Here is a 26,704-nt window from a genome sequence, read left to right as displayed (position 1 = left end):
GAGCGCCCCTTGTCACTGGCTTACTGCTCGCGCTGAGCGAGTTCCTCGTGCAGCTGGCGGAGCAGGTCGCGCTCCACGTCGCTGAGCTTGTCCTCGGCGATCGGCTTGTAGTCCACCAGCCCGAGCGCCGACGGGTCGGCCGACGGCTCCAGCACCGGCGGCTGCGCGGCCTTGTCGGCGGCCACCGGCTGCACCGGTTCGACCGGCTCGGCCTTGGCCACCGCGGCCGGCTTGGCCTGGGCGTGGGCCACCGGCTTGATCGGCACGACGGAGCCGCCGTTCTTCGAGCGGCGACCGCCGCTCGTGGCCGGGGCGGCCGCGTGCTGGCCCGATAAGTTGATCGGCTTGGCGTCCGAGGCGGCCAGCCGGTGGTAGTCGCTGCGGTCCGCGCCGGTCTTCAGCACCTCGACCACGGCCCGGATGCCGGCGGCCTCCAGCGCCTGCCCGATCCGGTACGCCGTCGCCGGCGCGAAGCCGTCGGAACCAATCTCGACCAGCACCACGCGCTGCGGCACCGCGCCCGGCGTCGCACCGGCCGGCGTCACCCGCCATACCGCGTGCACCGACTGCACGCCGATGAGGAAGTCGACCACCGGAGCCAAGGCCGCGCCGATGCCCTCACCGGCGTCCGGCTCGTAGCTGAACCGGTGCGGCGGGGCGTACCAGGTGTCGCGGACCTTGAGCCGGTCGGCCAGCGAGGGGTCCGAGCGGGACTGGTCCAGCAGCGACCGCAGCTGGCCGTTCTCGGCCGGCGTCACCGGCACGCCGCCGGCGATCAGGCAGCCGACGAGCAGCTCGACGGCGCGGTCCGACTCGGCGATGGCGACCAGCTCGCGGGCCGAGGTGAGCGCGTCGTCGTCGACCCGCCCGGCCATCCGCAGCAGAATGTCGTGCAGCCGATCGGGCAGTCCGTCCCCAGTCGCGACGTCCGACACGACGGGTCTCCTTTCAGGCGGTGGCGAGATCGGCAGCGCCGAAGCACAGCAGTTCGGACACGTCGAGCGCGGCCCTGTGGTACGGCGACAGGTCGAAGTCCGGCGCCAGCACCTCGACACACGGCTCGTGCTCGCCCAGCGCCCGCAGCATGCGCTGGAGCTCGCCGGTCAGACGGTGGTGGTCGGCGACGGCCGTCACCAGCACCACGCGGTGCACGCGGCCGTCGGCGGCGTGCCGCCAGGCGCAGCGCACCTCGCCGAGGCCCTCGCGGCCGCGCAGCGTCGCACCGAGCACGACACCGATCGGGTCACCGGTGGCGGCCTGGTCGGCGGCCTCGGCCACGAAGGTGAACGCCGGCTCGGGGACCGCGCCGATGCCCAGCACGGAGCTGGTCAGCGCCGGGTCGGCGCCGATGCCGCGCAGCAGCGAGTGCTCGTCGGCGGTCAGGCCGATCCGGTCGTGCAGCAGCGCACGCGGCAGGGCCCGGCCGAGCACGGGCAGCGCCCCGCTCGCCAGCCAGTCCCGGAACCGCCACAGCTGGGTGTCGGACAGTCGTCCGGCCAGCCTCAGCAGCAGCTCATGCGCATTCAGCTCGGCGTTGTCCCGCACGCCCACCGCCCTTCCAGTGGCGAAGGTGACTCTCGCGGTCTAGCAGACCAGGAGACGCCACCTTAGCGCCACCCGAACGGGTTACTGAATTAGCCGATTTCGACGATCAACTCGACCTCGACGGGTGCGCCGAGTGGCAATTCCGCCACTCCGACGGCTGACCGGGCGTGCACGCCGGCCTCGCCGAAGATCTCACCCAGCAGTTCGGACGAGCCGTTGACCACGGCCGGCTGGCCGGTGAAGCCCTCGGCCGACGCGACGAAGCCGACGACCTTGACGATGCGGGTGATCGAGTCCAGCCCGACCAGCGCGTCGACCGCGGCCAGCGCGTTCAGCGCACAGGTGCGGGCGTAGGCCTTGGCCTCGTCCGGCCCGATCTCCCCGCCGACCTTGCCCGTCGCGGGCAGCGAGCCGGCGACGAACGGCAGCTGGCCCGAGGTGTAGACGAGCGAGCCGGTGCGCACCGCCGGCACGTAGGCGGCGACCGGCGCGGCCACCCCGGGCAGCTCGATGCCCAGCTCCTTGAGCCGGCCCGACCAGGTCATGCCTTCTCCCGCTTCAGGTAGGCGACATGCTGCTCGCCGCTCGGGTTGGGCAACACGGTCACCAGCTCCCAGCCGTCCTGGCCCCACTGGTCCAGGATCTGCTTGGTCGCGTGGATCAGGAGCGGGACCGTGGCGTACTCCCACTTAGTCATGCCGGCAGCCTAACCGGCGCGCTATTTTCGATCACGTGGAGACGTGGCGGATCATCGCGACCTGCCTGATGGCGTTCGGCGGCATCATCATGACCCTGCTGATCACCGGCAAGGTGCGCGACGACCGGAACCGCAATCCCGGTGACGTGACCCGCGCGGCCCTGTGGTCGACGCTGGTCTTCGCGGTGCTGTGCGGGCTGATCGCCACCGTGCTGCCGAGCACCGTGGTCTGGGGCGTGGTCGCCGCGCAGTACATGATCCTGGTCCTCATGCATCACATCGGGTAACCGTCACAACCGGAAGCGACGCTCAGATCGGACGCCTAGGCTTGGCTTCGTGACCACACCCTTCGTCGGCGGCTGGACCGAGGAACTCACCCGGGCCCGGTTGCACGTGGTCACCGGCAAGGGTGGCACCGGCAAGACCACTGTGGCCGCGGCGCTGGCCATCGCGCTGGCCACCGGTGGCCGTCGCGTGCTGCTGGTCGAGGTGGAGGAGCGGCAGGGCATCGCCCAGCTGTTCGACCGCGCGCCGCTGCCGTACGCCGAGGAGCGCATCGCCTCCGCGCCCGACGGCGGCGAGATCCGGGCGCTGGCCGTGGACGCCGACGCGGCGTTCATGGAGTACCTGGCCATGTTCTACAACCTGGGCTTCGCCGGCCGGACGCTGCGGCGGATGGGCGCGATCGAGTTCGTCACGACGCTGGCTCCGGGCCTGCGCGACGTCCTCCAGACCGGCAAGGTCAAGGAGTGCGTCGGCCGCACCGACGCCGCCGGCCGGCACATGTACGACCACGTGGTGCTGGACGCGCCGCCGACCGGCCGGGTGGTGAAGTTCCTCGACGTCACCCGGGCCGTGCAGGACGTGGCCAAGGTCGGGCCGATCAAGGGCCAGAGCGAGGGCGTCGTCCGGCTGATGCACTCCGGCGACACCGCCGTGCACCTGGTCACGCTGCTGGAGGAGATGCCGGTCCGGGAGACCCTGGACGCGGTGGCCGAGCTGGACGGCGCCGACCTGCGGCCGGGCGCGGTGTTCGTGAACCGGGTCCGTCCGGCGCGGCTGGCCGACCGCTCGCTGCCGGCGGCCGCCAGCGGTCGAGTGGACGCCGCGCGCGTACGGACCGGGCTGGCCGCCGTCGGCCTGGAGCTGCCCAAGGACGAGCTGGCCGGCCTGGTCGAGGAGACCGTCGAGCACGCCGTACGTGTGCAGGCCGAGCAGCGGGCCCGTGAGCTGCTGGCCGAGGCCGACCTGCCGGCGCTCGAGCTGCCCGAGCTGGTCGACGGCGTCGATGTCGGCGCGCTGTACGAGCTGGCCGAGACGCTGGTCGACCAGGGGGTCCGCTGATGGCGGCAAAGCTTCATGTCGACAAGTTGCTGGACGACCCGGCGACCAAGGTGATCGTCTGCTGCGGGTCCGGCGGCGTCGGCAAGACCACCACCGCGGCGGCGCTGGCCGCACGGGCGGCCGAGCGCGGGCGGCACACCGTCGTGCTGACCATCGACCCGGCCCGGCGGCTGGCCCAGTCGCTGGGCCTGCGGGAACTGGACAACACCCCGCGCAAGGTGTCGGTCGAGGGCTTCGACACCGAGGACCGCCTGCACGCGATGATGCTGGACATGCGCCGCACGTTCGACGACATGGTGCTGGCGCACGCGGGACCGGACCGGGCCGAGCAGATCCTGGCCAACCCCTTCTACCAGACCATTTCCTCCTCGTTCTCCGGCACGCAGGAGTACATGGCCATGGAGAAGCTGGGGCAGCTGGCGGCCGACGGCTCGTGGGACCTGATCGTGGTCGACACCCCGCCCAGCCGGTCGGCGCTGGACTTCCTGGACGCCCCGCAGCGGCTGTCCACCGTGCTGGACGGGCGGATCATCCGGCTGCTGTCGGCCCCGGCGCGGGCCGGCGGGCGGGGCCTGCTGAAGATCGTCGGCGCCGGGTTCGGGCTGTTCACCAAGGCCATCTCGACGATCATCGGCGGTCAGCTGCTGGCCGACGCGTCCGCGTTCGTGCAGGCCTTCGACAGCATGTTCGGCGGCTTCCGGGAGCGGGCGCAGAAGACCTACCAGCTGCTGCGTTCGCCCGGCACCGCGTTCCTGGTGGTCGCCGCGCCGGAGCCGGACGCGCTGCGGGAGGCGTCCTACTTCGTGGAGCGGCTGGCCGCGGAGTCGATGCCGCTGGCCGGGCTGGTGCTCAACCGGACCCATCCCGTACTGGCCAAACTGCCGGCCGGCAAGGCGGTGGCGGCCGCCGACGAGCTGGACCGCAACGGCGAGGCGCCGCTGGCCGCGGCCGTGCTGCGGGTGCACGCCGACCGGGTGGCCGTGGCGACCAGGGAGCAGCGGCTGCTGGCCCGGTTCACCAAGGCTCATCCGGCGGTGGCCGTCACCGGGGTGCCGGCGCTGGCCGAGGACGTGCACGACCTGGCCGGGCTGCGCGAAATCGGGCGACGCCTGGCCGGAGACTGAAACGGGCATGCTTGTTTCGCCGAGGGCGGCGATTGCCGCCGTCGGCGAAATTCGCGTTGATCATCGGTTATTTTTTTGACCGCTCAACAAATTGTCGTCGATCAACTGACCTTGTACTCACCAAGATCGGCATGCTCGCGCCGCGCCGACTCCAGCAACTCGAACCAGGAGTCCACATCCGGTCGGCGACGCAGCAGAGCCCTGCGCTCACGCTCGGTCATTCCGCCCCACACACCGAACTCGATGCGATTGTCCAGCGCCTCGGACAGACACTCCGTCCGCACCGGGCAACTCAGGCAGATGGTCTTGGCTTTGCGCTGCTCAGCACCCCTGACGAACAGCTGCTCCGGATCTTCATCTCGACATGAGGCGTCGACACGCCAATCCCCCTGAACGAACTGCATGACCCCCGCTCCCCTACGTCTCGTCCAAAAACCGATACCCCCGGTACCGGCTGCCGTAGGCTGACCGCGGGTGCGGACTGTCCTCCGGCGTTGTCATGAGACGTTGACGGACTGTAGAGCCATCTGGTTCCCATGCCAACACCGGGTTACCCGAATGTGAGCTTCACCCACCCGAAGTGGTGAATGAACGTCGCGGTGAGCGCTCACATCGAAGCACCACGTGATGACGCGTACTGTGACTGTCGTGCGTGTCGGCAACGGTCTTGTGAAGTTGGTCGGTCTGTGCCTTTTGGCCGGTGTTCTGGTGGCGGGCATGCTGTTCCCCACCGTGGGGGCGCTAGGTGTGGTCTCCAACCGCGCCAGTGACACCGTGGACGCCACATCGGCGGACCTGGTGACCACCGACCCACCGTTGATGTCCGTCGTCGAGGACAAGAACGGCAAGCCGATCGCGTACCTGTACCAGCAGTACCGCGTCAACACGCCGTCCGACCAGATCTCGGACGTGATGAAGGCGGCCATCGTCGCAATCGAGGACCGGCGGTTCTACCAGCACGACGGCGTCGACTGGCAGGGCACCTTCCGGGCGCTGCTGAGCAACCAGGTCAACGGCAGCGTGTCCCAGGGCGCGTCCACCATCACCCAGCAGTACGTGAAGAACTACCAGGTGCTGGTGGCCGGCCGGGACGACAAGTCGGCCCAGGAGCAGGCCCAGGCGCAGACCGTGGCCCGCAAGCTCAAGGAGGCCCGGGTCGCGCTCCAGCTGGAGAAGAAGCTGTCCAAGGACGAGATCCTGACCCGGTACCTCAACCTGGTCACCTTCCTCGGCCGGGTGGACGGCATCGGCACCGCGTCCCAGGTGTTCTTCAACACCACCCCCAAGAACCTCACCCTGTCCCAGGCCGCGCTGCTGGCCGGCGTGGTCAACAACCCGGTCAGCTTCGACCCGTGGCAGCACCCGGCGGCGGCCAAGAAGCGCCGCGACACCGTGATCGACGCCATGGTGACCACCGGCAAGATCACCACCGACAACGCCGAGGCCGCTAAGAAGGCCGACCTCGGCGTCGGCCCCGAGCCCCAGCTGCCCGGCTCCGGCTGCGTCGGCACCGCCCCCGAGGTCGGCTTCTACTGCGACTACGTGCTCGGCTACCTGCAGGAGGCCGGCTTCAACTCCGACCAGCTGCAGACCGGCGGCTACGTGATCAAGACCAACCTGGACCCGGACATCTCCAAGATCGCCAAGGCGGCCGCCGAGAAGAACGTGCCCAAGACGGCCAACGGCATCGCCAACACGTTCGTGATCATCAAACCGGGCAGCCAGAGCCACGACATCGCGGCGCTGGTGGCCAACCGCGACCTGGGCGTGGACTCCGCGCAGGGCCAGACCCTGACCAACCTGCCCGCCGACGTCAGCGACAACTTCGGCGCCGGCTCGATCTACAAGATCTTCACCACCGCCGCGGCCATGGAGAAGGGCCAGGTCGGCCTCAACACCGGCATCCCCAACCCGAAGACGTTCTGCTTCTTCCCGCCGATCCGGTACCCGGAAACCAAGTGCCACACGGTGGCCAACGACGACGCGACCAACCCGGACCCGATCACCCTGCACGAGGCGCTGGCCATCTCGCCCAACACCTCGTTCACCAACGTCGAGATCGGCGCCACCATGCCGTCGGTGCTGGACATGGCGTCCCGGCTGGGCATGCGCAACACCATGAAGACCAACCAGGCCGGTGGGAAGCCCGACCCGAACGGCGCGAACGAGCTGACCACCCAGCCGCAGAGCCAGTCGATGCAGAACAACCTGTCGTTCACCCTCGGCGTGACCCCGCTCAGCCCGCTGGAGCTGGCCAACGTCGGCGCCACCCTGGCCAGCGGCGGCGTGTGGTGCGAACCCAACCCGATCGCCGCCGTCACCGACCACACCGGCAAGGCCGTGCCGCTCAACACGCCGCCGTGCGAGCAGGTCGTCAACAAGGCCGTGGCCGACACGATCGTGAACGGCCTCAAGGACGACACCATCAGCGGCACCTCGGTCGCCGCCGCCCGCAACGCGCACTGGACCCGGCCGATGGCCGGCAAGACCGGCACCACCGAGACCAGCCGCTCGGTCGGCTTCCTCGGCATCCTGCCCAACTGGTCCGCCTCGTCCATGGTGTTTGCCGACGGCTCCACCCCCGAGCCCATCTGCGGCACGCTGCCCGTGCACAGCAGTCCCAACTGCGCCGGGGCCAACGGCGCCTTCGGTGGCACCGTCGCCGCGCCGACCTGGTTCAACGCCTTCACCCAGATCGTCGGCAACTCACCCGTGCTGCCCCTGCCCAACGCCGACCCGGCGTACATGGACAAGAAGGACCACGGGCCGGCCATCCCTTACGTGGTCGGCAAGAACGTCGGCGACGCCACCAACGCGTTGAAGGGCGCCGGCTACAACATCGTGCAGACCGCCGACTTCAACTCCATCGCCCCCAAGGGCACCGTCGTCGGCCAGACCCCCATCGGCTCCGCCCCGCACAGCCAGAGCATCACGCTCTACGTGAGCACCGGCTTCGTGCCCCAGGCGCCAGGCGCCACATCACCGGCACCGACAACCGGCGGCACACCGGGCGGCTGACCTGTTGTGCATAAGAAGGGGCCGGGAGCATTCGCTCCCGGCCCCTTCCGCGTCACCGGCCCAGTGTCACCGTCGGGGTGGCCGACCCGGCCGGGCAGTCCGTGTCGGCCATGTCGACGTGGTCGCCCAGGTCGGAGTACTTGATGCACAGCTGACCTGTCGAGCACGGTCACCGAGCCCGGCGGAAAGGCGTCGGGCAGCGATTTCATGGTGTCGGCGAACGGATGCGCGCCCAGCGACTCCCGTATTCGAGCCGCCCAGCACCACGATGCCGACCATGCCGGTCAGGGCTGGCAGCGGCCCGACGCGCAACGCCAGGACCACCACCGCACAGAGGAGATATCCCAGCCACAGCAAGGAACGCTGCCGCCGACGGCGTTCCCGCTCGCGGCCGTAGTCGGTCATGCCGCTTCCCGATCGGCCTTGTCCTGCTTGGCCGACCGCACCATGGCGACGCCCAGGACGGCGACTCGGGCCAGACAGCTGAACATGCCGATGAACAGCGCACCGAACACGAAGATCGCCCACAGGTCGTGGATCGTCGGTCGGACGACGAGGCCGAACACCGCCGCCGCAATGGCGAACACGGCCGCGTAGAACTGCCATTTCTTCATGAGGTAGATCAGGTCCCAGGTGCGCTTGCCGTACCGATCGTCACGCACAGTCGACTCCGAGCAAGCCGGCGATCCGGGACAGCTGCGCCGGGGTGTAGGCGTCCTGGAACGAAGCCAGGACCTTGCCGTCGGCGTCGGTGAAGAAGCCGAGACCCGAACGGGGCGAACTGATCCGGGTGACCGCCGTCCGCCGAGCGGCGGCCGAGCCGATCAAGGAGTGCACCCGGACCTGCTCGGCGTCGATAACGATCTTGGTTCGAGACAGGTAGGCGCCGGTCGAGCCGACGATGAGGAACCCGACGCCCAGCCATGGCAGGACCTGCCCACCAGGGATGCCGGCGAACAGGCCCACGGCCAGCCAGCCGGCGGCGAGCAGTCCCGTCACGGACGCCATCAAGGCGACGCGCCCGTTGCGCAGGGAACAGCGGAACACCGCCGGCTCGGCCACCACGTCAGCCCAGCAGCTTGGCCTTCACCACGGCGGCGACCCGGCCGCCCTCGGCCCGGCCCGCGACCTTCGCGTTCGCGGCCTTCATGACCTGGCCCATCTGCTTCTGCCCCGGCTGCTCGCCCACCTGGGCGGCGACGTCGGCGATCGCCTGCGTCACGATGTCGGCCAGCTCGTCATCGGACAACTGCGCCGGCAGGTACGTCTTGAGCACCGCGGCCTCGGCCAGCTCGGCGTCGGCCTGCTCCTTGCGGCCGGCGCCGGCGAACGCCTCGGCGGCCTCGTTGCGCTTCTTCACCTCACGCGAGAGGACCTTGAGCACCTCGTCGTCGGACAGCTCCCGCGCGGTCTTGCCGGCCACCTCCTCGGTGGTCACCGCGGCCAACGCCATCCGCAAGGTCGCGACCACAGTGGCCTGCCGGCCCTTCATCGCCGCGGTCAGATCCGTCCGCAGCTTCTCCTTCAACTCCGCCATGAGGGCAAACGCTACTCCGGCGGGCACCCCGGACCCGATCGAGTAAACCGCCGTACCCTGGAGGCGTGAAGACGTTCGGTCGGATAGTCCTGGGCACGGCCGCCCTCGGAGCCGCCACGGTCGGCTACGCCGCCGCCATCGAGCGGACCAGGTGGACGCTGCGCGAAGCCACCGTGCCGGTGCTGGCCGAAGGCGCCACGCCGCTGCGCGTGCTGCACATCTCCGACCTGCACATGATGCCCGGCCAACGGTCCAAGCAGCGCTGGGTCGCCGAACTCGCCCAGCTCGCGCCCGACCTCGTCGTCAACACCGGCGACAACCTCGCCCACCGGCACGCCGTGCCCGGCGTCGTCCGCGCCCTGGGGCCGCTGCTCGACCTGCCCGGCGTGTTCGTCTTCGGCAGCAACGACTACTACGCGCCCAAGCCCAAGAACCCGGTGCGCTACCTGCTGCCCAAGGCCCGCAAGAAGCGCATCCACGGCATCCCCCTGCCCTGGCGCGACCTGCGCGCGGCGTTCGTCGAACACGGCTGGCACGACCTCACCCACAGCCGGCAGACCATCACCGTCGCTGGCCAGGCCATCGTCACCGCCGGACTCGACGACCCCCACCTCAAGCGCGACCGCTACGAAGACATCGCCGGCCGCCCCGACCCCTCGGCCGCGCTGAGCCTCGGCGTCACCCACTCCCCCGAACCCCGCGTACTCGACCAGTTCGCCGCCGACGGCTACGACCTCGTCATGGCCGGCCACACCCACGGCGGACAACTCCGCCTCCCCGGCTACGGCGCCCTCGTCACAAACTGTGAGCTGGATCGCACCCGCGCCCGTGGCGTCTCCCGCTGGGGCGCCCACACGTGGCTCCACGTGTCCGCCGGCCTCGGGACCAGCCCATATGCGCCCGTCCGCTTCGCCTGCCCGCCGGAAGCCAGCCTGCTCACGCTCGTCCCCCGCAGCAACGGCGCAGGTCAAGAGGGGTCCAGCCGCCAAAGCAGGACCCGATTCGGAGCTGGAGCCGACATCAGCTAGACTTCACCTCGTTCGATCAACCGGGGTGTGGCGCAGTTTGGTAGCGCGCTTCGTTCGGGACGAAGAGGTCGCAGGTTCAAATCCTGTCACCCCGACCAGGTCAGGGGCTGTCCACTGTAGAGCGGACAGCCCCTGATTTGCGTCTGAGTGACTAACTGCGTGACTACGCTGCTGAGTCCGGGAAAATCCGGTCCATGGCAGTCGCCCCGTCTTGGATCACCGGACGGATCTGGTGGCGGTAAACCTCCTCCGTGACCGACGTGCCACTGTGGCCCACCAGCCGTGAGATCTGCTCCAAGCTCATGCCGCTGTCGGAGAGCAGCGAAACGAAGCTGTGGCGCAGCTCACGGGGCGTCCACTCGGCCGCGTTCAGCCCGGCCGCCTTGAGCACGCGCCGGAACTGGCGGCGCACGTTGGCGGCGTCCAGCTCGGTGCCGACCTCCGACGCGAACACCAGGCCGTGTTCCCGCCACTGCTTGCCGGGGCGCTTCCTGTGCACCTCCTGACGCGCCTGCTGCGCCTTGAGCGCGCTGATTGCCCTCTGTGGCAAGGCAAGCGTGCGGCGAGACTTCCGAGTCTTCGTGTCGCCACCGGTCCGCACCGACCGCCACACAGCGATGTGCGGCGGTACCGGCGGGTTGGCGTCCGGGTTGCCCCTCAGGTCCACATGCGACCACGTGAGCGGCCGCACCTCCTCCGTCCGTGGGCCGCCAACGAGGGACACCACGATGTACGCACCGATCGTCGAGTCGTCGGCCTCTGCCCGGCGCAGAACAGCCTCCGCCTGGTCGAACGTCAGCGACTTGGACGGCCGGCCAGCCTGCCCTTCCGGGCACTCGCAGAGCAGCACGACGTTGCGCTTCACCTTGTCGCGCGCCTGCGCCCGTTTGACGGCACGGAGGAGAACTGACCGCAGGTCGCGCAGCGTCCGCGTACTGAGCGTCTTCGCCTTATCCGCAAGCCACTCGTCAACGTCGTCCGCCGACAGCTTGTGGAGCTTAAGAGCACCCAAGGCGGGCACGACGTGCGTTTCGGCGAGGATCCGACATGTTGCAACGGTCTGCTTGTCACGGCCGTTCAGCCCGTATTGCAACCAGTTGTTCACCGCGTCAGCGACGGTGTAGTTGTGCGGTTCGATCGCAAGGCCATCCTTGACGTCACGCATGATGGCGTCAAGCTTGTTTTTCGCCTCGGTCTTCGTCCGCCCACTGGCACGTTTGGTGATCCGCTTACCACGTCCGTCGAATCCGACGGTGACCGTAGCGATCCAGCGCTTACGGTTCTCATCCCAATGCAGACCACCATCGCCACGGCTACGACGCTTGGTCAAACTCCACCCCCGATTCCCTCATGAGCAATTCCACGTACGCGTTGATGGCCGCCGCCGGAACAAGGCGGCTCGTCCCCTGCTTGACCGTCTTGAGGCGACCGGCCCGGATCTGCTCATAGATCGCAGATCGGCCCATGGACAACAACACCATGGCTTCCGGAATTCGATACAGGTGCCGCACTGGCACCGCCACCGGCACGCGAGCAATCTCCGGCATAGCGTCCCCCTGACCGTTCGACACAGGACCATGTAGCGGGAGAGCCCCGGCAGCGGCCGGGGCCCCCAGGGGTGCCTTCCCAGTAGCGGTAACATCGGTAACAGCGGTAACACCGCAGGTCAGCGTGTTACCGCTAGCGTCACCGTTACCGCTACGATCGCCAACACCCCTTCGGGTGCGGCCGGTCATGGCATCCCTTCCAGCGCGGACTGGGCGCCCGCCGTCGTCTCCGCCGCCCCGGCCGTGAGGGCTTGACCTGCAGCGTTGCTGCTGGTCAGCACGTACCGCGACCACGCGTCCGCCAGGCCCACCTGCGCCTGCTCTCCGCTGGTGTCGAACGTGGGCCCCGTGGTGTAGCCCTTCACGACCCGGCCACCGGCACGGAATGCGACGGGCGCGACGAAGTACTTGCGCATTTCCTTCGCCAGCCGCCGATCCGTGAGGGGCCGACCGTTCTCCATTTCCGTCCACGGCGCGTCTTCCATATCCAGCAGCGCCGCCAACAGCACCGGCGTGGGAACGCGGTCCGTGTCCAGCGTCGCGAATACCTTGCGCATGTCCGCGAGCAACTGGACACCCAACGATGCCGGGGTTTGCTTGCTGGTCTGGACGAAATCGACGCACGCCGCGCGAGCGGTGTCGGGCCAATGCCCGCCGGCAGCGTCGGCGACAGCGAGCAGCGGTTCCCAGATTTCGGCCGCCCGGTCGGCGACCCCGTCCGGCATGACTGGCTCGGCGTCGCCTAGGGCTTCGCCGATTCCGGTGATCCACCCGGCCAATGCGTCCCGGACGGGTTCGGCGGCTTTCTCGGCGCGTTTCTCGTTGTAGGCGTCCACGGGCTGGTCGTGGCGACGCTTCCGCAGGTTCATCGTGATCGCCCGCGTGGTGACCGTTGCAGGAATGCAGCCGTACAGCCCGGCCATGGCGACCGGGGCGAACACCGGCAGGCGTTCCACGACGATGCCGGACGCGGCGTCACCTTTGCATTTCGGGATCGTCGCGCCCCGCTTGTATCCGCTGTTGAGCATGTTGCGGACTTCCTCGTTGCCCGATCCGCCTGCGGTGAACACGGCATCCACTTCGTCGAACAGCAGCGTGATCGGACCGGCGGCGATCATCCGCACCATCGCGGCGGCCGACCCGGCGGTGGTCAGTTCCGGCGCGCGGGCGAAGTGCTTGCCGACTTCCAGCACGCGGGTTTTGCCGGACTCCGGTTCTGCGGAGGACAACACCAGCCGGGGCGTGATGTAGAAGTGCTCGGCCGCCCACGTGTGCGCCCACCACAACGCCAGGGTCGGGGCGCAGTGCGGCGAGGGGAACGCGGAGAACCGCGCCACGAAGTCGCGGACGTCGTCGAGGATCTCGTGGCCGGGCTGGGGTGCGCCGGGCGGCACGATCCGCAGTGCGGCGGTCATGGGCTGTTCTCCTGTTCGCTGTGGACGGTCATGCCGCGCCCCGCTGTCCGAACAGCCCGCCCTGTGTGGTGGCGGGCGGGTCGGTCGGGGGCACGCGGGGACGGAACGCCCCAGCGCGCAGGCCGTTGGTGATGGTGCGGCGCAGCTCGCGCTCGGTGCAGTCGCAGTCGCCGGTGATCATGTGGCGTGCGGCCGCGTAGAGAGCGGCTTCGGCTTCAACCGGGGGGAGCAGGTTGCCGCCGACGAACTGGCCAAGGTTGCCGGCCGCGCTGAACAAGGTCCGGGTGTGCCGACCTGGTTGCGCCGCTGCAACCCGATCGCACTCACCCCGCACCGCCGCCGCGACGTAGGCGGGCAGTCGCTCAGAGCCGCGCACAGGAGCCGCTGTGGTGGCCGCTGGTGGCCTGGAAGCAAGACGCGAAGCCAACCATGCCGGCAACTCCGCCGGGGCGCAGTCCTCGGTGATCGTGTAGCGGCCGTCATCGGTGACCGACCCGGGGGCGACGACGTAGCCGCCGTGGGCGCGGGTGTCGACCTTCCACCCCAACCCGTTGCCCTGCTCCCCTTCGGTGCTGCGCAGCTGCACGCCGGGCGGTTCCCGGAAGTACAGGTGCGTCCCGCCGCGCGGCGTGGCTACCGCTCGGGTCTCCCAGGGAACGGGCTGGCCGGCCTGCTCGCAGACGGCGGTGAACACGTCGTGCCCATCCCGAATGCCCCTCCGGTTCCAGCCGTCCGAGGGCACATCCTCCGGCGACTTGGGCGTGTCCAGGTCGACCAGCACGATGCCCGAGGGCCCGCAGGCGATGCCGACGTTGCAGCCCGCGCCTTCGCGGCTGGTCCAGTACCAGCGGATCAGGTCGGGGTCGACCATGGCGCGCTGCTCCCAGCCCTGGTGGCCGTTGCGGCAGATGCCCTTGCGGGGGCAGGACTTGACGCCGTGGAAGGCGGGGGCTTCTTGCGGCCCTGCCGGATGGGGAACACGTACAAGCCCAGCGCGGCGGCAGCCAGCGCGGCCGCGAGCATGTCTCGGGTGCTGGTCACGGGTGGAGGCCCTTTCGTACGCGGGACGCGTCACGTCCCCAGGGTGGTGTGGGCAAACAGAAGGCGGGGCGCAGTCCGATGTGGACCACGCCCCGCCGGACGTGCCGGGGTGTTGGCCGTCGTAGCGGTAACGGTGACGCCAGCGGTAACACGCTGACCTGCGGTGTTACCGCTGTTACCGTTGTTACCGCTACTGGGAAGACACCCCTGGGCGGTTAGTCCGAGTAGAGCGCCGCGTCGGCCGGCATGAGGACCACAGCGGTGGCGTCGTCGCGGTAGCCGTCCTCATCCTCGCGGGCGGCGGCCACGATGGCGTCGGCCAGTGCCTGCGGATCGTGCTGATGGCGCATAACCAGCGCCCGCAACTCGTCGTCGCCGACGCTGTCGATCCCGTCGGAGACCAGCAGCACCAACTCATCGGCGGGGATCTCCGAGAGCGCCACTGTGGTCGGGGTGGCCTTGACCAGGCTGAGGCGGACCCAGTTGTCGTGCTCTGGGGCCAACTCGTTGTCGCCGTTCCAGCGCAGGAACGCGCCCATGGTGTGGGGATTGGTGCGGCGGTGCAGGGTCGTGCCGTCCCAGCCGTAGGCGTGGGAGTCGCCGACCCAGCCCAGTAGCGTCGGCTCTCCGGGCTCGGCGATCGCGAGCACGGCGACGGCGTTGGGCTTGTAGGTCTCGGTGCCGGGGTCGTCGATGTAGGCGGCGGCAGTGAGGATCCCGGCCAGTGGGCCCTTGGTGACGCCGATCCTCACGGCGATGCGGGCCAGCTCGGTCATGGTCTGGGCCCCGGCCTGGTCGTTGCCGATGCCGTCGACCACGGCGACGGCGACCAGTCCGGTCGAGGCGGCGAAGGACGCGGCGGCGTCCATGTTGTGGTCACGCACGCCGCGCCGGGTCGCCATGGCCACCTGCGGAACGGCAGGGAAGGTGAGTGTGTCGGTCACGAGAAACGGTGTCCTTTCAACGGGTTTCATGGGCTAGCGGGGGTAGAGGGCCGCGTCGGCGGGCATGGTGGTTGCCGCGGGCTGGCCCAGGACCATGCACCGCAGGTCGGCGTCGTGCTCGATCGTCGGGACCTGGTAGAGCAGGACCGAGCCGACAGCGACCAAGAACGCGCGGATGACGGCGTCGCTGCCCTTCTTGGTGCGCGGGCCCTGGTAGAGCAGGTAACGAGCCGTCTGCCAGGCCCTGATCCGCTGTTCGCGCCGCAGCTCGCACGCTTGCGCGAGCAGCCGTAGGGCTTCGGCGTACAGGACATCGGCGTCATCGGCGGCGGCGGTGACGGCGTAGATCGGGCCGCCGCCGACTTCGATACGGCTGGCGTCGTGCCCGCGCGTGGCGATCCGGCGCAGCAGGTTGACGCCGATCTGGTCGGCGGCCGCGCGGCGTACCAGCCGGTTGCCGTTCACGCGCGTCCCGTCGGGCAGCGCCACGACGTTCTGCAACACCTCCCCGTCGGGCGCTTCGGCGGCGAACCGGTCGAGCGCGGCGTTGCCGTAGGCGAGGATGATCCGGCTGGCCGGGGTGTCCTGCCCACCGACGTAGGTCCTGCTGACCGCATCCCACTGCGCACCGGCGCGCAGTCGGCCGGTGTAGCCGAGCCGGTCGAAGTTGGGGCCCGCCTCGCGCATGGACAGGCGGAACCGGTCGGCGTCCAAGGGGATGCCGACGCCGATGCGGCCGGGTGCCTGCCGGGCCAGCCCGTAGCGCCACTGCACGAGCGTGGTGAAGCTGGCCCGGAGCATGACGATCCGGCGCTTGAGCGGCAGTCCGGGCCAGTCGGTGGCCAGCAGCTGCCGGCGCAGGTCTTCGGCGGCGTTGGCCTGGTGCCGGGCGAAGTAGGTCACGCGGTCGACCTCGACCGGGTCGGTCGAGCGCAGCGCGAGAGCGGGGGTGGGGAAGTTGTCGGGGCTGATCACCGTGTGGTCCCTTCGCGATGTGTCACGTCCCTGAGCTGACAAGGAGAAACGCGGCGAGGCACCGTCCGGTGTGGACAGTGCCTCGCGTGCTGGTGACGGATGGGGTAGTGGGCGGGTTAGTCGATCCGTTCGCCGTTGACGTAGAGGACCCCGCCCCGGTGCACCACGGAGTTGCCGGCGGCGGGGTTGGCGACGGTGTGCGTGGGCGTGAGCGGCTGGCCGGTGATGGCGTCGGTGACTGCGGTGCCGCGCACGGACACCGGGCGGCCCGGGTGTCGGTAGACGTTGCCGCCGACGATGGTGTAGCCGTCGCCCTGCACGACCCCGCCGACCTGGCGGCCGATGATGACGTCGCCGGCGTCGCCGCCGGTCCGCTCCTTCTTGGCCTTCTTCTTCGCCTTCTTGGCCGCCTTCCGCGCGGCCTTCTCGGCGTCGTGCTCGGCGTCGTCGCCCGGGCGGGCGTGGCTCTTGCTGGTCGAGTTGCTGACGTAGATGCCGCCGGTGTTGCTGCCCATCACGACGCCGGTGTTGTTGGTGACGTCGCCGAACCTGACGTTGTCGTCGCGGCTGGTCGTTCCCATGTGGACGCCTCCCCAGATGTGGCCGGTGGTGGTCACGTCCCCCGCCTGAGCAGCCCAGCGCGCCTCGCGGGCCCTGCGTCGTTCCTGCCGGGCCTGGTGACGCTGCTCGCGTGCTTCCTGCCGCTCGGCCCGTGCTGCCTGCCGGGCGGCGCGGTGCGCGGCGTCCGGCTCGCGGTCGACGTCGTCCCAGCTGCCGCCGATGATCTGCACGCCATGGCCAGTACGGACCGGGCCAACCGACCGGCCGATGACGACGCCGTGGTTGTCCGTGACGCGCATGTCCACGACCAGGCCGTTGTCGACGGCGGTCGTGTCGCGCTCGGTGTCCGCGCGGACCACGGTGGGCGGTGGTGTCACGTCCCCTTGCTGCGCAGCGGATTCCCGCGCCCGCTGGTCCTGCTGCTTGAGCGCGTTCAACGCGGTGGTGGCCGCCTCGATCCGGGCCTCACCAGCGGCGACAGCAGCGGTGTCGCCGGCTGCGCGGGCAGCGTCGACGGCGCGGCGGGCGCGGTGGATCTGTTGGCGCAGCGTGTTCTTGGCCGTGCCGCTGCTGCCGGAGCAGCGGCGGCCTCCTGTTCGGCACATTGCGTGGCTCCTCTGTGGAGTTGTCACGTCCCCCTTGCCAGGCAAGGGATTCCTGGTTTGACCACGGCTGCTGGACCCGCAGGAACGAGCGGCGCCCATGGTCACGATGGGTAGTCACGTGAAGGGGTGGTGCGAGCGGGAGGGAGCCGACGGGCGACGCGGCATAGACCCCGTTTTCCGTGGTTTTCGCAGGTCCGGCGCGGTGCGGCTCCCTGCCTCCCTACGGCTCGTTGTCGCAGCTCACGGTAAGGGAGGCGGGGTAGGGACGCGGTGAGGGAGAACTCCCTTCCTCCCTCACCGGTCCCTGCCCGATTCCCTCTACGCCTCATCCTCCGGTCCGTCACTGTCCGTGTCGGTTTCGGTGTCGGCGTCGCGGGCGGCGAGAGCGGCGGCCACCCGGTCGGCGTTGAGGTGCATCGCGCCCATCGTCTTGTACGGCCGGGCCGCCTCGGGCAGCGCGGCGCGCAGCTCGGCCGCCGACCACTCGGTGTAGACGGCCGGGTTGTGCAGGGCCAGCAACCCCAACACCTCCTGCTGCTTGACCACCGTCCGCCCGGCCAACACCGCCGCGACGTCGGCCAGGTGGTCAACGTCGGTGTCGCCGGCCGGGATGGCGGGGGCCTGCGGCACGGTGCCTTCCCGCAACGCCAACGCCCGCTTCACGACCGGCGTGACCTCGTCGACGCCTTCGCCGCGCCGCACGTAGAAGCAGCGCATCAGGCCGTCGATCGGCATGAACCCGACCGTCATGGCGGTGCCGATGTCGCCGGTGTCGACGGTGCCGTCGGAGTCCTCGGTCATCGGCCGCAACGTGGTCGCGGTGATGCCGGCCTTGTGCTTGCCAGTGCCCAGGATGGCGTCGTTGCCCTGGTGGTCGCCGATCGCGAAGCACGCCTTGTTGGACAGCACCTTGGCCACCTTGCGCGGCAACGAGTCCGCAGACGGGACCGGCGTCGCGAACAGCATCGTGACGCCGTACTTGCGGGCCTTGGCCACGATCTTCTCCACCAGCTCCGCGGCTTCCTCGCCGATGTCGGAGACGAACAGCTCCTGACACTCGTCGATCACCACGACACGCGGCCGCATCCGGGGGTCGGCGGCCGCGAGCTTGCGGGTCAGCTTCGGCTCCCCCATCTCCGAGAGGATCCGCCCGCGCTCGGACAGCTCGCTCATCAGCTTCTTGAGCGCCTCCAACACAACCGGGATCTGATCCGGTTCGTCGGACTTGAACAGCGTCCGCAGGCGCGGGGCCAGCGGGTCGTAGTCGGCGTTGAACGCCATGCAGTACACGTCGATCTCCACCAGCGGGTCGAGCATCGCGCCCAACAGGGCGGAGATGATCAGCGTCGACTTGCCCGAGCCCATCATGCCGGCGACGCCCCAGTTGGCTTGGAACAGCCGGCCGAGCACGATCTTGCCCTGGGGGTTGATGCCGACCGGCACGCCCCGGAAGTAGTCCGTGGTGCCCTCCGTGAGCAGCGGGAACGGGTCGACCGGCTTGGTCAGCGAGCCCTGGTCGGCGACCCACAGGTCCAGCACGCCGGGCTGGTTCTTGGGCTCGGTCGGCCACACCTCGACCGGCAGCCGGAGCAGGTTGTGCGCGAGCACGTCCTTGCGGTCCACGATCATCTCGACCGTGACGCCCTCGGGCAGCAGCAGCTGCGTGCGCCACCCCCGGCCGTCGTAGGCCGATCCGGACACCCACCGGGGCTTCCAGCCCTCCTTGAACTTCTTGTTCAGCGCCGGGAGGTTCAGGTTGCGCAGCGCGTTAAGGATCGCGCCCTCATCCGGCACCACGTCGCGCTCGGTCGGGGCGTCGTCGCTGGCACCCATCCACGCCGGGGCCATCACCCGACGCTTGCCCTCTCGCCACGCGAACGCGAGCCACGCTGGGACCGCGCCCCACACGGCGACGTGCACGGCCACGGTGGCGATCATGCCGAGCACACCGGCGATCTCCCCCAACAGCTCCCACCAGGAATCCCAGTCCAGCCCGCCCGGGGTGAGCTGGAACGCGATCCCCGCCACGAGCAGGATGCCGGCCAGCACGACCACCGCGACCAGCAGCGACACCAGCGCGGCCCGGATGGTGGCCGGCAGCGCCCGGAGCCGCTCGGCCCGGGCCTTTTTCAGGTCCACCAACCGGTCGGTCCACTCGGCCAGCGCCTCACGGTCGTTGCCCGCGCGGGCGGACGCGATCTGCTCGCGGACGTGAGCATGGGTCAGGGCGTCGACCGCGCGCCGGGCCCAGCTCGCGTGGCCCTGGGCCGTGGTCACGAGCAGCGACGCGCTGGCCCGGGCGACGGCCTTGGTGTGGGGGTGGGTGGCCCCGCCCCGGACCACCCGGGCCACGTTGCCGGCCTGGCGCAGCGCGATCGCGGCGCGGCGCTGGGCCAGCTCGGCTTCCTGTGCCGGGGTGACTAGCTCCGCGTCGACGATGTCGCCGGCCGGTTCGATCTCCGTGCCCGGGCCTACGGTGTCGCTGACGTGCGGCCGCAGGACGTGGACGTTGTCGGGCATGTCGTCGTCGTCCGGGGTCGAGAACCCGGTCACGGTGGTGGTGCTCATGGCGAGGGTTCCTTACTGCTGGGTGGTCTCGGTGTCGTGTTGCAGGTGGGCCAGCGCGGCACCGAGGCCGAGCACGACCACGGGCAGGCAGGCAACGCAGGTGGTGATCGGCCACGGGGCGGTGGTGATGCCCATGGCGGACATGAGGTGGTAGGCCACCTGCCCGGCCGAGCCGAGCAGCAGCGACCCGAGTGCGGACCACTTGGCGAACCGCTGGGCCCGGCTGGTGCCGATGCGGGCCAGCCAGACGCGCAGGGCGTAGGCGGCGTACGCCTCGACTCCTAGCGGCAGGGTGATGGCGGTGTTGAGCTGGAAGCCATCGGCGATCCCGGGGAGCGGGTGCACGATGCCGAACCCGGTCATGCCACCCAGCCCGACCCAGCCGGACCAGATCGCGACGAACGCGGACACCGCCATCGGCGCGAGCACCCAGCGCCACCACCGACCGACCGGCTTGGCCGTCGCGGGGCTGGTGGTGGTGCCCGGGTCGGCGGCGTGGCTGACCTGCTCGGTCTGCTCCGCAACGGCCTGGGCATCGGTGACCAGGTCGGCATCAGCCGGGGCCGTGGGCTCGGGATCGGCTGCAACCGGAGGGGGTCCGGCACGAGCGTGGTCACGTCCCCCGCGTCGGTGTCGGTGGTCGGCTCAAGCTCGGTCTGCGGCGGGACCAGGTGCAGCGCCGCCCCTCCGGTTGCAGCCGGACTGGTCTCCCCGCCGGGGTCGGCGGGGTCGAACCCGGTCTCGGAGAGGATCGCGAGCACGGCGTTGGCCTTGTCCGCGCCGACCCGGAACCGCTGCTTGATCTTGTTGCGTGACGGGATCGAGCCCAGCTCGGCCGCCCACTTGCGGACCGCCGGGACCAAGTCGTCAACGGGGCGTGGGAATGCGCTGCTCATCGGGTCCGCCTCCTCGCGGTCGTGGTGTGGCAGCGGGCGGTGTAGGTGCCGCAGTGGACGCGTTCGGTGCCCGTGCCGGTCGTGATCAGTACGGTCATTTCGCCGCAGTCGCGGCAGGTCTTCCGGGTGCCGTCCGGGTTGGGGATGTTGGTGAAGCTCATCGCCGCGCCCCCTTGCGTCCACTGCGGACGGTCGCCGTGGCGGGGATCAGGCGGGCCAGCGACGCCCCGGCGAACAGCGCGGGCACCACCAGCACGGCCAGCAGCAACCGCGGCTCCGGGTTGTGCGCGACCACGGCCCACTGCGCACCGGCCACCAGCGCGGCCAGCAGCACCGCGCGCCACGGCGACCGGGCGGCCGGACCGCTGACCAGCGACCGCATGGTCGCGGCGCGGGCCCGACGCCAGACCAGCCGGGCCACCAGCCACACCACCACAGCGGCCCCGATGATCAGGCTGACCGGGAGCACGAACAGAAAGTGACCATTCGTCATGTTCACGGGGCACTCCTGGTGGCGTTGTAGGCGCGGGTGGTGGTGCCGAAGACGGTCGGCCCGGACCGGGCCGACTGGGTGCCGGAGGCGCGGGCAGCGGCACAGGCGGCGTCGCCGGCCTCGACGAACCGCTCCCCGATCTCCAAGACCAGCGCGGTGCTGGTGGTCAGCACCCGCACGATCAACGTCAGGATCGTCAGCAGCCCGTAGACCAGCAGCGCGGCGCTGGTCAGGTTCGCGAACTGAGCGCGGGTGTTCATCGGCCGCTACCGCCTTCCAGCTCGGCTTCGTTGGCTTGGGCGATCAGGCGCACGGCGTGCGCGTCGCTGTGCCGCATCGCGTCGTGCAGCGCCCACCACGCCAACGACCCCGTCTCGGTGTGGCGGCGGGCGATGCCGTAGACCTCGGCCAGCGCGCGCCGGGCGGCCGCGATACGGCGGCACCAGGCGGGGAAGTCGGCCGGGTCGGCGATGCCGGCGGCGTCCAGATCGGCGCGGGCCTGCGCGGCCAGCGTCTCCAGCTCCGCCGGGAACAGCAGCGGCGAGGCGTCCGGGGCGCTCACGCGGCCGCTCCCATCTGCACGACGCCGTAGTTGCCGCTGGCGTTGAAGCACGTCTGGGCCGGCTCAACCGTGCCGGGCACCGGCAGCGCACCGGACCCCAGGCAGGTCGGGCGGCCCGGGCCGTAGCCGGGCACGGGGTGCTCCGGAAGGGCGCCCTCGGTGGTCAGCGTGTAGTGGATCTCCCGGCAGGTGGGGCAGGTGCCCCACAGCAGCACGGCGGACCGGGCGGTGTTCCTGCGGCGAACGACGGTGCGAGACACTGTGGTGTCCCTTCTGATCAGTGATCGGATAGGGGTTGTTGGACCCGGTCCGGCAGGTCTTCTTGGCGGGAGGGCTGCCGGACCGGGCATCAGTCGGTCAGTCGCCGGGCGTCCATCTCGCTGGACCAGTCGTAGTCACGCGGGATGTGGTTGGGGCTCTCGTCGTTGGCGGCGTGGCCCTGGTAGCAGTTCGCGCAGACCTGAAGGCCCGAGTAGGCGTGGGTGGCCTTGGCACCGCAGAAGCACTTGGCAGACATGACGTTTCCTCCGATGGGATGGCGTGGTCAGCGCTGGTTGCTCGGCTGGCGGGCGGCGAGGTAGTCGGCGACCCAAGCGTTGAGCGCCTCCGGGCCGCTGGCGAACGAGATGGTGCGGTCGGCGCGGAAGTCGTTGGCGATCGTCACGGCGGCTGCCTGGGTGTGGCCGACGATCGGCAGCTGCACCAACGGGTCCAGCTGGAGGATCTGCCACCGGTTCAGGCGGAACACGACGTCGCCGTCCACGGCCTCCGCCTCGGGCGAGATCACGACGTTGTCCGCGACCTCGATCATCGGCCGGGCCACGTCCCACACGGCGTTGCCGATCTCCAGCCGGACGTTGATGCCGCCGATGATGCCCAGTCGCGGGTTGACGACGAAGCCGGTCATCTTCTGGTAGGTGCTCACGCTGCAACTCCTGAAAGTGTTGTGGTGTCGGTGTTCTCGCCGGCTTCCACGCAGGGGAAGCACATGCCGAACGTCGGCGGGATGACGTAGTCGCGGGCGCGGTGGCACCGCTTGCACTCGCGGCGAGCGAGGTTGGCCAGGTTGAGCGAGTGCCACTTGCGCGGCGTCATCACCAACTTGGGCTTGGCCTTGCTGATCAGGTACAGCGGGGCGAACCACTGGCAGTTGCCCCTCTTGCTGTAGCCGTAGAGCAGCGCAACGGGGTCGTGACCACCGGGCCGCTTACCCAGCGCCTTGAGCTGGTTCTTGGTGGCCAACAGGTGCCGGGGTGCCCACTTGGTCGGCAGCAGCGGCAGGCCGTCGTGCAGGCCATGGGTGAACTCCCAGCTATCCGACCACGCCACGTGCAGCTTGACGACGGCTCGGACCTTGCTGCCCATCACACACCGACCAGCGCCGTAAGCAGCGCTGCGACCAGCAGCCACAGCCAGTGCCACGCCTGGTCCAGGGTGTACGCGCCGGTGCCGACGCCGGGGTTGTCGTCGTGGCCCGGGCGGGGAGCGCCGAAGTGGTAGTAGTCGCGCTTGCCGACCAGCACGGCCAACACCAGCAGCGGCTTGCGCCGGTCGGCCCAGTAGTGCGTCACCGCCGACACGAGCTGACCGAGCACGAAGCCGAGCGGCGCGATGTCGACCAGGTGCAGGGCGGCCAGCACGGCAACCATGCCGGCCGTGGCGGCGGTGTAGGTGCCGACGTGGCGGGCGCAGGCCCAACGGCCAACCCAGCCGTCCGCGCCTTTCGTGCACGCCTGGTGGTGGGTCTGCAACCAGTGGTCGGCCACGTTGTGCGTGACCAGCAACGCGACCAACACGACGGCGAAGGTGAGCGCGGCCGGGATGTTCATCAGGCGGCCGCCTCTCCGGTCGACACGGGCGCGGTGACGGCGGCGTCGAACTGGACCCGCAGCACCCGCACGGTGCTACCCAGAGCGCGCTGGGCGATGCGGCGGTCACGGCGGGCGCGGGCGGAGCCGTCCAGCAGCGAGGCGGAGGCCGCCGGGCCCTGCTCCCGCATCTTGGCGAACTCGGCGGACAGCGACGGGTGGCTGATCAGGTGGTGAAACTCCGCATCCAGCGCGGTCAGGGTGCCGGACGCGTCGATCGCGGCGAGCTCGGCGGCGGTCGGCTCCGTGATGTCGTCGAAGCCGGGGAAGTCGTTGGCGTGCATCGTGTGGTGCTCCTTGCGTCGGGAATGGACAGGAACAAGGGCGATGCCGTTGGTTCCCGAACCTCCACAGTCCCGGCCGAGAAGCGGCGGGCGACCCGCACGAGCGGGTGTGGTGCGGAGGAACGGCACCCAACGGGTGCTGTTGGTGTTTGGGGTGCTCTCCGGCGATATGTGCTGCCGGTTCAGCTGACCGGAGAGCCAGCCGCAATCGCGGCTGAAGCGGCGGCCCGCCAGCCCCTACGAACACGGTGGAGGCTGAACAGCCAAACCCCGCTGTGGGGCCCGGTTACCCCCGTGGCGGGGGTGGCTGGCGGGACTGACGGGCAGGCCGCTTGAACGCTATGGAGTTCAGAAAGAACAGCTGCAAAACGTCCACTGTGGACAGGTGCACGGGTTGAGGTGTCGCAACGGTTTCCCGTCGGGACCATGCACACACAGCGAGTTGGGCAAACGCATGTCGACGCACAGAAAGCCCTGTGCGGAAAGGCTTAAGCACCTTGCGGGACCGGCCCGACGTGTCGGGTCATCCCTCCGGTTTAGACGGACCTAGCTGCCACGTCGGTCGTGGTCGCCATGCGGTCCATCCCCGTTGTCAGCCCCTATACCCAGTCGCTGAATCCAGGAACGTTTGCAGTTTTCAAAGAACGGCCGGGGCGGTGGATCTCCTCCGGAGAGGTGATCCGGTTCACTCCGGTTCAACGCGAGTCAGAACGTAGCAAGACGAGCCAACGCGAGTCAACAGGTGTTGTGAAACTCGTCGCGTCCGCCCAGGTAAACGGCCATGTTCCGGGTTTGAGGTAGTAGGACTAGGCGAGCCACTGGTACCGTCTGAGTCACGTTGACTCACGAGAGGGAGGCGTTGACTCAGATGGACTCGGACCTCGGGAACGTCCCAAGTTCGGGCAAGGCCACGTCGCAGGCCCTGGCGCACCACCTGCGGACGGAGATCGAAGCTGGTCGGCTCGCGCATCGCGCGCCCCTGCCGACGTCCAAGCAGCTCGCGGACCAGTACGACACGTCGCCGGCGACCGTCAGCCGGGCGATGGACATCCTCGCGGCTGAGGGACTGATCATTGGGAAGCCCCGCGCGGGTCGCATCGTCAACTACCCGCCGCCCGTAGAGCGAAGCGCTCCGAGTCGGCCGAAGGTGCTGCTCATCGGCGGTTACGCGGGAAGCGGCAAGACCGAGTTGGGCCGGATCCTTGCGCGGCTGACGCACTGGCCGATGCTCGACAAGGACACGACCACCCGGGCGGTGGTGGAGCAGGCGTTGGAGTTGCTCGGCCACTCACCCCACGACCGCGAGTCAGACCTGTACCGGACCTCGATCCGGCCCGCCGAGTACGAAGCGCTCATTGCCGGCCTGATGGAGAACGTCGAGTGCGGCACGAGCGCCATCGTCACCGCGCCGTTTGCGCTCGAACTGGCCGACAAGACGTGGTGCGACCGGACGGCCGCGAACCTCGCACGGTTGGGCGCTGACCTGCACGTCATCTGGGTTCGGACCGACGCGGACTCGATGCGGCGGTACATCCGTCACCGTGGCGCGGCGCGCGACGCTGCCAAGCTCGCTGACTGGGACGCCTGGGTGGAGGGTCTCAACCTGGCGTTCGAGCCGGCGATTGAGCACATCGTGATCCACAACTCCGCTGATGCTCGACCGTTGCAGGAACAGGCCGAGCAGCTGCTGGCTACCGTGACGGCATGAGCACCGTGTTGCGCGCGCTGGTCAGCAACGAGGCGGAGGACCAGGTCGGCGTCAGCCTGCTTGGCCAGGTGGCCGGAGTCGAGGTCATCACGTACGACCCGACCGCCACCAGTCTGACTGACCAGCAGCGCACCGCCGAAGTCTTCTTGCCGCCCTACCGGGGGAGCGAACGCCCATTCGCACTCGTTCAGCAGCTGCCCAAGCTGCGGCTCGTGCAGCTGCTGAGCGCCGGGGTCGACGAGTGGAGTCCGCACGTGCCGTCCGGCGTCATGCTGGCGAACGCCCGTGGCGCCCATGCCGGCCCGGTAAGCGAGTGGATCCTCTCCGCGATCCTGACCACGTACCGCCGTTGGCCTGCGCTGATTCGCTACCAGGACCAGCACACGTGGGCGCATCGGCTCCCCGGCACCGACTTCGAGACGCTGCGCGGCAAGCGCGCGCTCGTGCTCGGTGCCGGCGCGATCGGAACCGCGGTTGCCCGGCTGCTCCCCCCGTTCGGCGCGACGGCCACCCTTGTCGGTCGGACCGCTCGCGCCGACGTGCACGGCGTCGACGAACTCCCCGACCTGGTGACCGAGCACGACATCTTGGTCGTCATCTGCCCGCTCACACCGGACACCGAGGGCCTGATCAACGCGAAGATCCTCGCCGCGATGCCGGACGCCGCGTTGCTGGTCAACGCCGGCCGGGGCCGCATCGTCGACACCGACGCGTTGGTGTCGGAGTTGGCCGCACAGCGCCTTCGTGCCGCTCTCGACGTCACCGATCCCGAGCCCTTGCCGGCCGACCATCCACTGTGGAACTGCGACGGCCTGATCGTCAGCCCACATTCGGCTCGAACCGTGCCGGGCACGAGCAAGCTCTGCTACGAAGTCGCCGCCCGGCAGGTCGCTGCACTTGTACAGGGAGACGTTCCGCCGAATGCCGTCGTCCGTTGAGGCGGG

The 26,704-nt window shown here is 69.8% G+C and carries 34 protein-coding genes and 1 tRNA gene; 8 read left to right on the top strand and 27 right to left on the bottom strand.

Annotated elements, in window-relative coordinates; all coding sequences use genetic code 11:
• Positions 1-20: 20 nt before the first annotated feature.
• The 4 genes from M3Q35_RS35505 to M3Q35_RS35490 form a co-directional block, all read right to left on the bottom strand.
• The gene (locus M3Q35_RS35505) at positions 21-935 is read right to left on the bottom strand and encodes a hypothetical protein (protein WP_273936903.1); all 915 of its coding nucleotides are present in this window, start codon (positions 933-935) and stop codon (positions 21-23) included.
• Positions 936-948: 13 nt separating this feature from the next.
• Positions 949-1,545 (bottom strand): hypothetical protein, encoded by a 597-nt coding sequence (locus tag M3Q35_RS35500; protein WP_273944590.1) that lies wholly within the window; start codon positions 1,543-1,545, stop codon positions 949-951.
• Positions 1,546-1,634: 89 nt separating this feature from the next.
• Complete coding sequence (locus tag M3Q35_RS35495) at positions 1,635-2,090, bottom strand: RidA family protein (protein WP_273936902.1); 456 nt, start codon at positions 2,088-2,090, stop codon at positions 1,635-1,637.
• On the bottom strand, positions 2,087-2,242 hold the full coding sequence (locus M3Q35_RS35490) for a Sp36 family protein (protein ID WP_116174671.1): 156 nt from the start codon (positions 2,240-2,242) through the stop codon (positions 2,087-2,089). Before M3Q35_RS35490 ends, M3Q35_RS35495 begins: the two co-directional genes overlap by 4 nt.
• A 35-nt stretch (positions 2,243-2,277) precedes the next feature.
• Here M3Q35_RS35490 and M3Q35_RS35485 point away from each other — a divergent pair, with 35 nt between their 5' ends.
• The 3 genes from M3Q35_RS35485 to bagB are packed head-to-tail and all read left to right on the top strand — an operon-like array spanning position 2,278 to position 4,710.
• Positions 2,278-2,529, top strand: coding sequence for a hypothetical protein (locus tag M3Q35_RS35485; RefSeq protein ID WP_273936900.1), 252 nt, complete (start codon positions 2,278-2,280; stop codon positions 2,527-2,529).
• Positions 2,530-2,578: 49 nt separating this feature from the next.
• Positions 2,579-3,586, top strand: a complete 1,008-nt coding sequence (gene bagA / locus M3Q35_RS35480; RefSeq protein ID WP_273936899.1) for an ATPase BagA — start codon at positions 2,579-2,581, stop codon at positions 3,584-3,586.
• Positions 3,586-4,710: an ATPase BagB gene (gene bagB, locus M3Q35_RS35475; protein ID WP_273936898.1), complete on the top strand. Its 1,125-nt coding sequence runs from the start codon at positions 3,586-3,588 to the stop codon at positions 4,708-4,710. The genes bagA and bagB overlap by 1 nt, the downstream gene beginning before the upstream one ends.
• A gap of 101 nt (positions 4,711-4,811) precedes the next feature.
• Here the strand turns inward: bagB and M3Q35_RS35470 are convergent, their stop codons facing one another.
• Positions 4,812-5,114: a WhiB family transcriptional regulator gene (locus M3Q35_RS35470; protein ID WP_273936897.1), complete on the bottom strand. Its 303-nt coding sequence runs from the start codon at positions 5,112-5,114 to the stop codon at positions 4,812-4,814.
• A gap of 244 nt (positions 5,115-5,358) precedes the next feature.
• Here M3Q35_RS35470 and M3Q35_RS35465 point away from each other — a divergent pair, with 244 nt between their 5' ends.
• Positions 5,359-7,728 carry a transglycosylase domain-containing protein gene (locus tag M3Q35_RS35465; RefSeq protein ID WP_273936896.1) on the top strand — a complete coding sequence of 790 codons (2,370 nt, stop codon included), beginning with the start codon at positions 5,359-5,361 and terminating at the stop codon, positions 7,726-7,728.
• A gap of 401 nt (positions 7,729-8,129) precedes the next feature.
• Here M3Q35_RS35465 and M3Q35_RS35460 read toward each other — a convergent pair whose 3' ends face one another.
• Genes M3Q35_RS35460 through M3Q35_RS35450 form a run of 3 tightly spaced genes read right to left on the bottom strand, consistent with a single transcriptional unit; the run spans position 8,130 to position 9,265 of the window.
• Positions 8,130-8,390 (bottom strand): hypothetical protein, encoded by a 261-nt coding sequence (locus M3Q35_RS35460; RefSeq protein ID WP_273936895.1) that lies wholly within the window; start codon positions 8,388-8,390, stop codon positions 8,130-8,132.
• Positions 8,383-8,790: a hypothetical protein gene (locus tag M3Q35_RS35455; protein ID WP_273936894.1), complete on the bottom strand. Its 408-nt coding sequence runs from the start codon at positions 8,788-8,790 to the stop codon at positions 8,383-8,385. The genes M3Q35_RS35460 and M3Q35_RS35455 overlap by 8 nt, the downstream gene beginning before the upstream one ends.
• 4 nt (positions 8,791-8,794) lie before the next feature.
• Complete coding sequence (locus tag M3Q35_RS35450) at positions 8,795-9,265, bottom strand: GatB/YqeY domain-containing protein (protein ID WP_273936893.1); 471 nt, start codon at positions 9,263-9,265, stop codon at positions 8,795-8,797.
• Between the two features lie 65 nt (positions 9,266-9,330).
• Between M3Q35_RS35450 and M3Q35_RS35445 the strand changes: the two genes are divergently transcribed.
• On the top strand, positions 9,331-10,293 hold the full coding sequence (locus M3Q35_RS35445; RefSeq protein ID WP_273936892.1) for a metallophosphoesterase: 963 nt from the start codon (positions 9,331-9,333) through the stop codon (positions 10,291-10,293).
• A gap of 21 nt (positions 10,294-10,314) precedes the next feature.
• A tRNA-Pro gene (locus tag M3Q35_RS35440) sits at positions 10,315-10,391 on the top strand.
• Positions 10,392-10,456: 65 nt separating this feature from the next.
• Here M3Q35_RS35440 and M3Q35_RS35435 read toward each other — a convergent pair.
• The 19 genes from M3Q35_RS35435 to M3Q35_RS35345 all read right to left on the bottom strand — a co-directional run bounded on the left by M3Q35_RS35435 (position 10,457) and on the right by M3Q35_RS35345 (position 24,052).
• Complete coding sequence (locus tag M3Q35_RS35435; protein ID WP_273936890.1) at positions 10,457-11,623, bottom strand: site-specific integrase; 1,167 nt, start codon at positions 11,621-11,623, stop codon at positions 10,457-10,459.
• Positions 11,607-11,840: a helix-turn-helix domain-containing protein gene (locus M3Q35_RS35430; RefSeq protein WP_273936889.1), complete on the bottom strand. Its 234-nt coding sequence runs from the start codon at positions 11,838-11,840 to the stop codon at positions 11,607-11,609. Before M3Q35_RS35430 ends, M3Q35_RS35435 begins: the two co-directional genes overlap by 17 nt.
• A 185-nt stretch (positions 11,841-12,025) precedes the next feature.
• Positions 12,026-13,255: a DUF3631 domain-containing protein gene (locus tag M3Q35_RS35425; protein ID WP_273936888.1), complete on the bottom strand. Its 1,230-nt coding sequence runs from the start codon at positions 13,253-13,255 to the stop codon at positions 12,026-12,028.
• Positions 13,256-13,283: 28 nt separating this feature from the next.
• Complete coding sequence (locus tag M3Q35_RS35420) at positions 13,284-14,330, bottom strand: bifunctional DNA primase/polymerase (protein WP_273936886.1); 1,047 nt, start codon at positions 14,328-14,330, stop codon at positions 13,284-13,286.
• Positions 14,331-14,511: 181 nt separating this feature from the next.
• Entirely contained in the window at positions 14,512-15,240 is a 729-nt protein-coding gene (locus M3Q35_RS35415) for a PP2C family serine/threonine-protein phosphatase (RefSeq protein WP_273936885.1), read from the bottom strand.
• A 33-nt stretch (positions 15,241-15,273) separates the two neighbouring features.
• Complete coding sequence (locus tag M3Q35_RS35410) at positions 15,274-16,215, bottom strand: hypothetical protein (RefSeq protein ID WP_273936884.1); 942 nt, start codon at positions 16,213-16,215, stop codon at positions 15,274-15,276.
• A 116-nt stretch (positions 16,216-16,331) separates the two neighbouring features.
• Positions 16,332-17,381, bottom strand: coding sequence for a hypothetical protein (locus M3Q35_RS35405; protein ID WP_273936883.1), 1,050 nt, complete (start codon positions 17,379-17,381; stop codon positions 16,332-16,334).
• 318 nt (positions 17,382-17,699) lie between these two features.
• On the bottom strand, positions 17,700-19,949 hold the full coding sequence (locus M3Q35_RS35400; protein WP_273936882.1) for a zonular occludens toxin domain-containing protein: 2,250 nt from the start codon (positions 19,947-19,949) through the stop codon (positions 17,700-17,702).
• A 12-nt stretch (positions 19,950-19,961) separates the two neighbouring features.
• Positions 19,962-20,378, bottom strand: a complete 417-nt coding sequence (locus M3Q35_RS35395) for a hypothetical protein (protein ID WP_273936881.1) — start codon at positions 20,376-20,378, stop codon at positions 19,962-19,964.
• A gap of 463 nt (positions 20,379-20,841) precedes the next feature.
• Positions 20,842-21,006 (bottom strand): hypothetical protein, encoded by a 165-nt coding sequence (locus M3Q35_RS35390; RefSeq protein WP_273936880.1) that lies wholly within the window; start codon positions 21,004-21,006, stop codon positions 20,842-20,844.
• Entirely contained in the window at positions 21,003-21,344 is a 342-nt protein-coding gene (locus M3Q35_RS35385) for a hypothetical protein (RefSeq protein WP_273936879.1), read from the bottom strand. The genes M3Q35_RS35390 and M3Q35_RS35385 overlap by 4 nt, the downstream gene beginning before the upstream one ends.
• Entirely contained in the window at positions 21,341-21,598 is a 258-nt protein-coding gene (locus M3Q35_RS35380) for a hypothetical protein (protein ID WP_273936878.1), read from the bottom strand. The genes M3Q35_RS35385 and M3Q35_RS35380 overlap by 4 nt, the downstream gene beginning before the upstream one ends.
• Positions 21,595-21,900: a hypothetical protein gene (locus M3Q35_RS35375; RefSeq protein WP_273936877.1), complete on the bottom strand. Its 306-nt coding sequence runs from the start codon at positions 21,898-21,900 to the stop codon at positions 21,595-21,597. Before M3Q35_RS35375 ends, M3Q35_RS35380 begins: the two co-directional genes overlap by 4 nt.
• Positions 21,897-22,160 carry a hypothetical protein gene (locus M3Q35_RS35370; RefSeq protein ID WP_273936876.1) on the bottom strand — a complete coding sequence of 88 codons (264 nt, stop codon included), beginning with the start codon at positions 22,158-22,160 and terminating at the stop codon, positions 21,897-21,899. Before M3Q35_RS35370 ends, M3Q35_RS35375 begins: the two co-directional genes overlap by 4 nt.
• Before the next feature lie 89 nt (positions 22,161-22,249).
• Positions 22,250-22,417, bottom strand: coding sequence for a hypothetical protein (locus tag M3Q35_RS35365; protein WP_273936875.1), 168 nt, complete (start codon positions 22,415-22,417; stop codon positions 22,250-22,252).
• Positions 22,418-22,444: 27 nt separating this feature from the next.
• Positions 22,445-22,825: a hypothetical protein gene (locus tag M3Q35_RS35360; protein WP_273936873.1), complete on the bottom strand. Its 381-nt coding sequence runs from the start codon at positions 22,823-22,825 to the stop codon at positions 22,445-22,447.
• Positions 22,822-23,265, bottom strand: coding sequence for an RRQRL motif-containing zinc-binding protein (locus M3Q35_RS35355; protein WP_273936872.1), 444 nt, complete (start codon positions 23,263-23,265; stop codon positions 22,822-22,824). The genes M3Q35_RS35360 and M3Q35_RS35355 overlap by 4 nt, the downstream gene beginning before the upstream one ends.
• Complete coding sequence (locus tag M3Q35_RS35350) at positions 23,265-23,729, bottom strand: DUF3307 domain-containing protein (RefSeq protein ID WP_273936871.1); 465 nt, start codon at positions 23,727-23,729, stop codon at positions 23,265-23,267. Before M3Q35_RS35350 ends, M3Q35_RS35355 begins: the two co-directional genes overlap by 1 nt.
• Positions 23,729-24,052, bottom strand: a complete 324-nt coding sequence (locus M3Q35_RS35345; protein WP_273936870.1) for a hypothetical protein — start codon at positions 24,050-24,052, stop codon at positions 23,729-23,731. Before M3Q35_RS35345 ends, M3Q35_RS35350 begins: the two co-directional genes overlap by 1 nt.
• Positions 24,053-24,920: 868 nt before the next feature.
• Between M3Q35_RS35345 and M3Q35_RS35340 the strand changes: the two genes are divergently transcribed.
• Both M3Q35_RS35340 and M3Q35_RS35335 read left to right on the top strand, forming a co-directional pair.
• Positions 24,921-25,760, top strand: coding sequence for a P-loop nucleotide/nucleoside kinase family protein (locus M3Q35_RS35340; RefSeq protein WP_273936869.1), 840 nt, complete (start codon positions 24,921-24,923; stop codon positions 25,758-25,760).
• The gene (locus M3Q35_RS35335; protein WP_273936868.1) at positions 25,757-26,698 is read left to right on the top strand and encodes an NAD(P)-dependent oxidoreductase; all 942 of its coding nucleotides are present in this window, start codon (positions 25,757-25,759) and stop codon (positions 26,696-26,698) included. Before M3Q35_RS35340 ends, M3Q35_RS35335 begins: the two co-directional genes overlap by 4 nt.
• Positions 26,699-26,704 lie beyond the last annotated feature (6 nt).

It is taken from the genome of Kutzneria chonburiensis (genome assembly GCF_028622115.1).
GTDB lineage: Bacteria > Actinomycetota > Actinomycetes > Mycobacteriales > Pseudonocardiaceae > Kutzneria > Kutzneria chonburiensis.
This window is presented reverse-complemented; position numbering and strand designations above follow the sequence as displayed.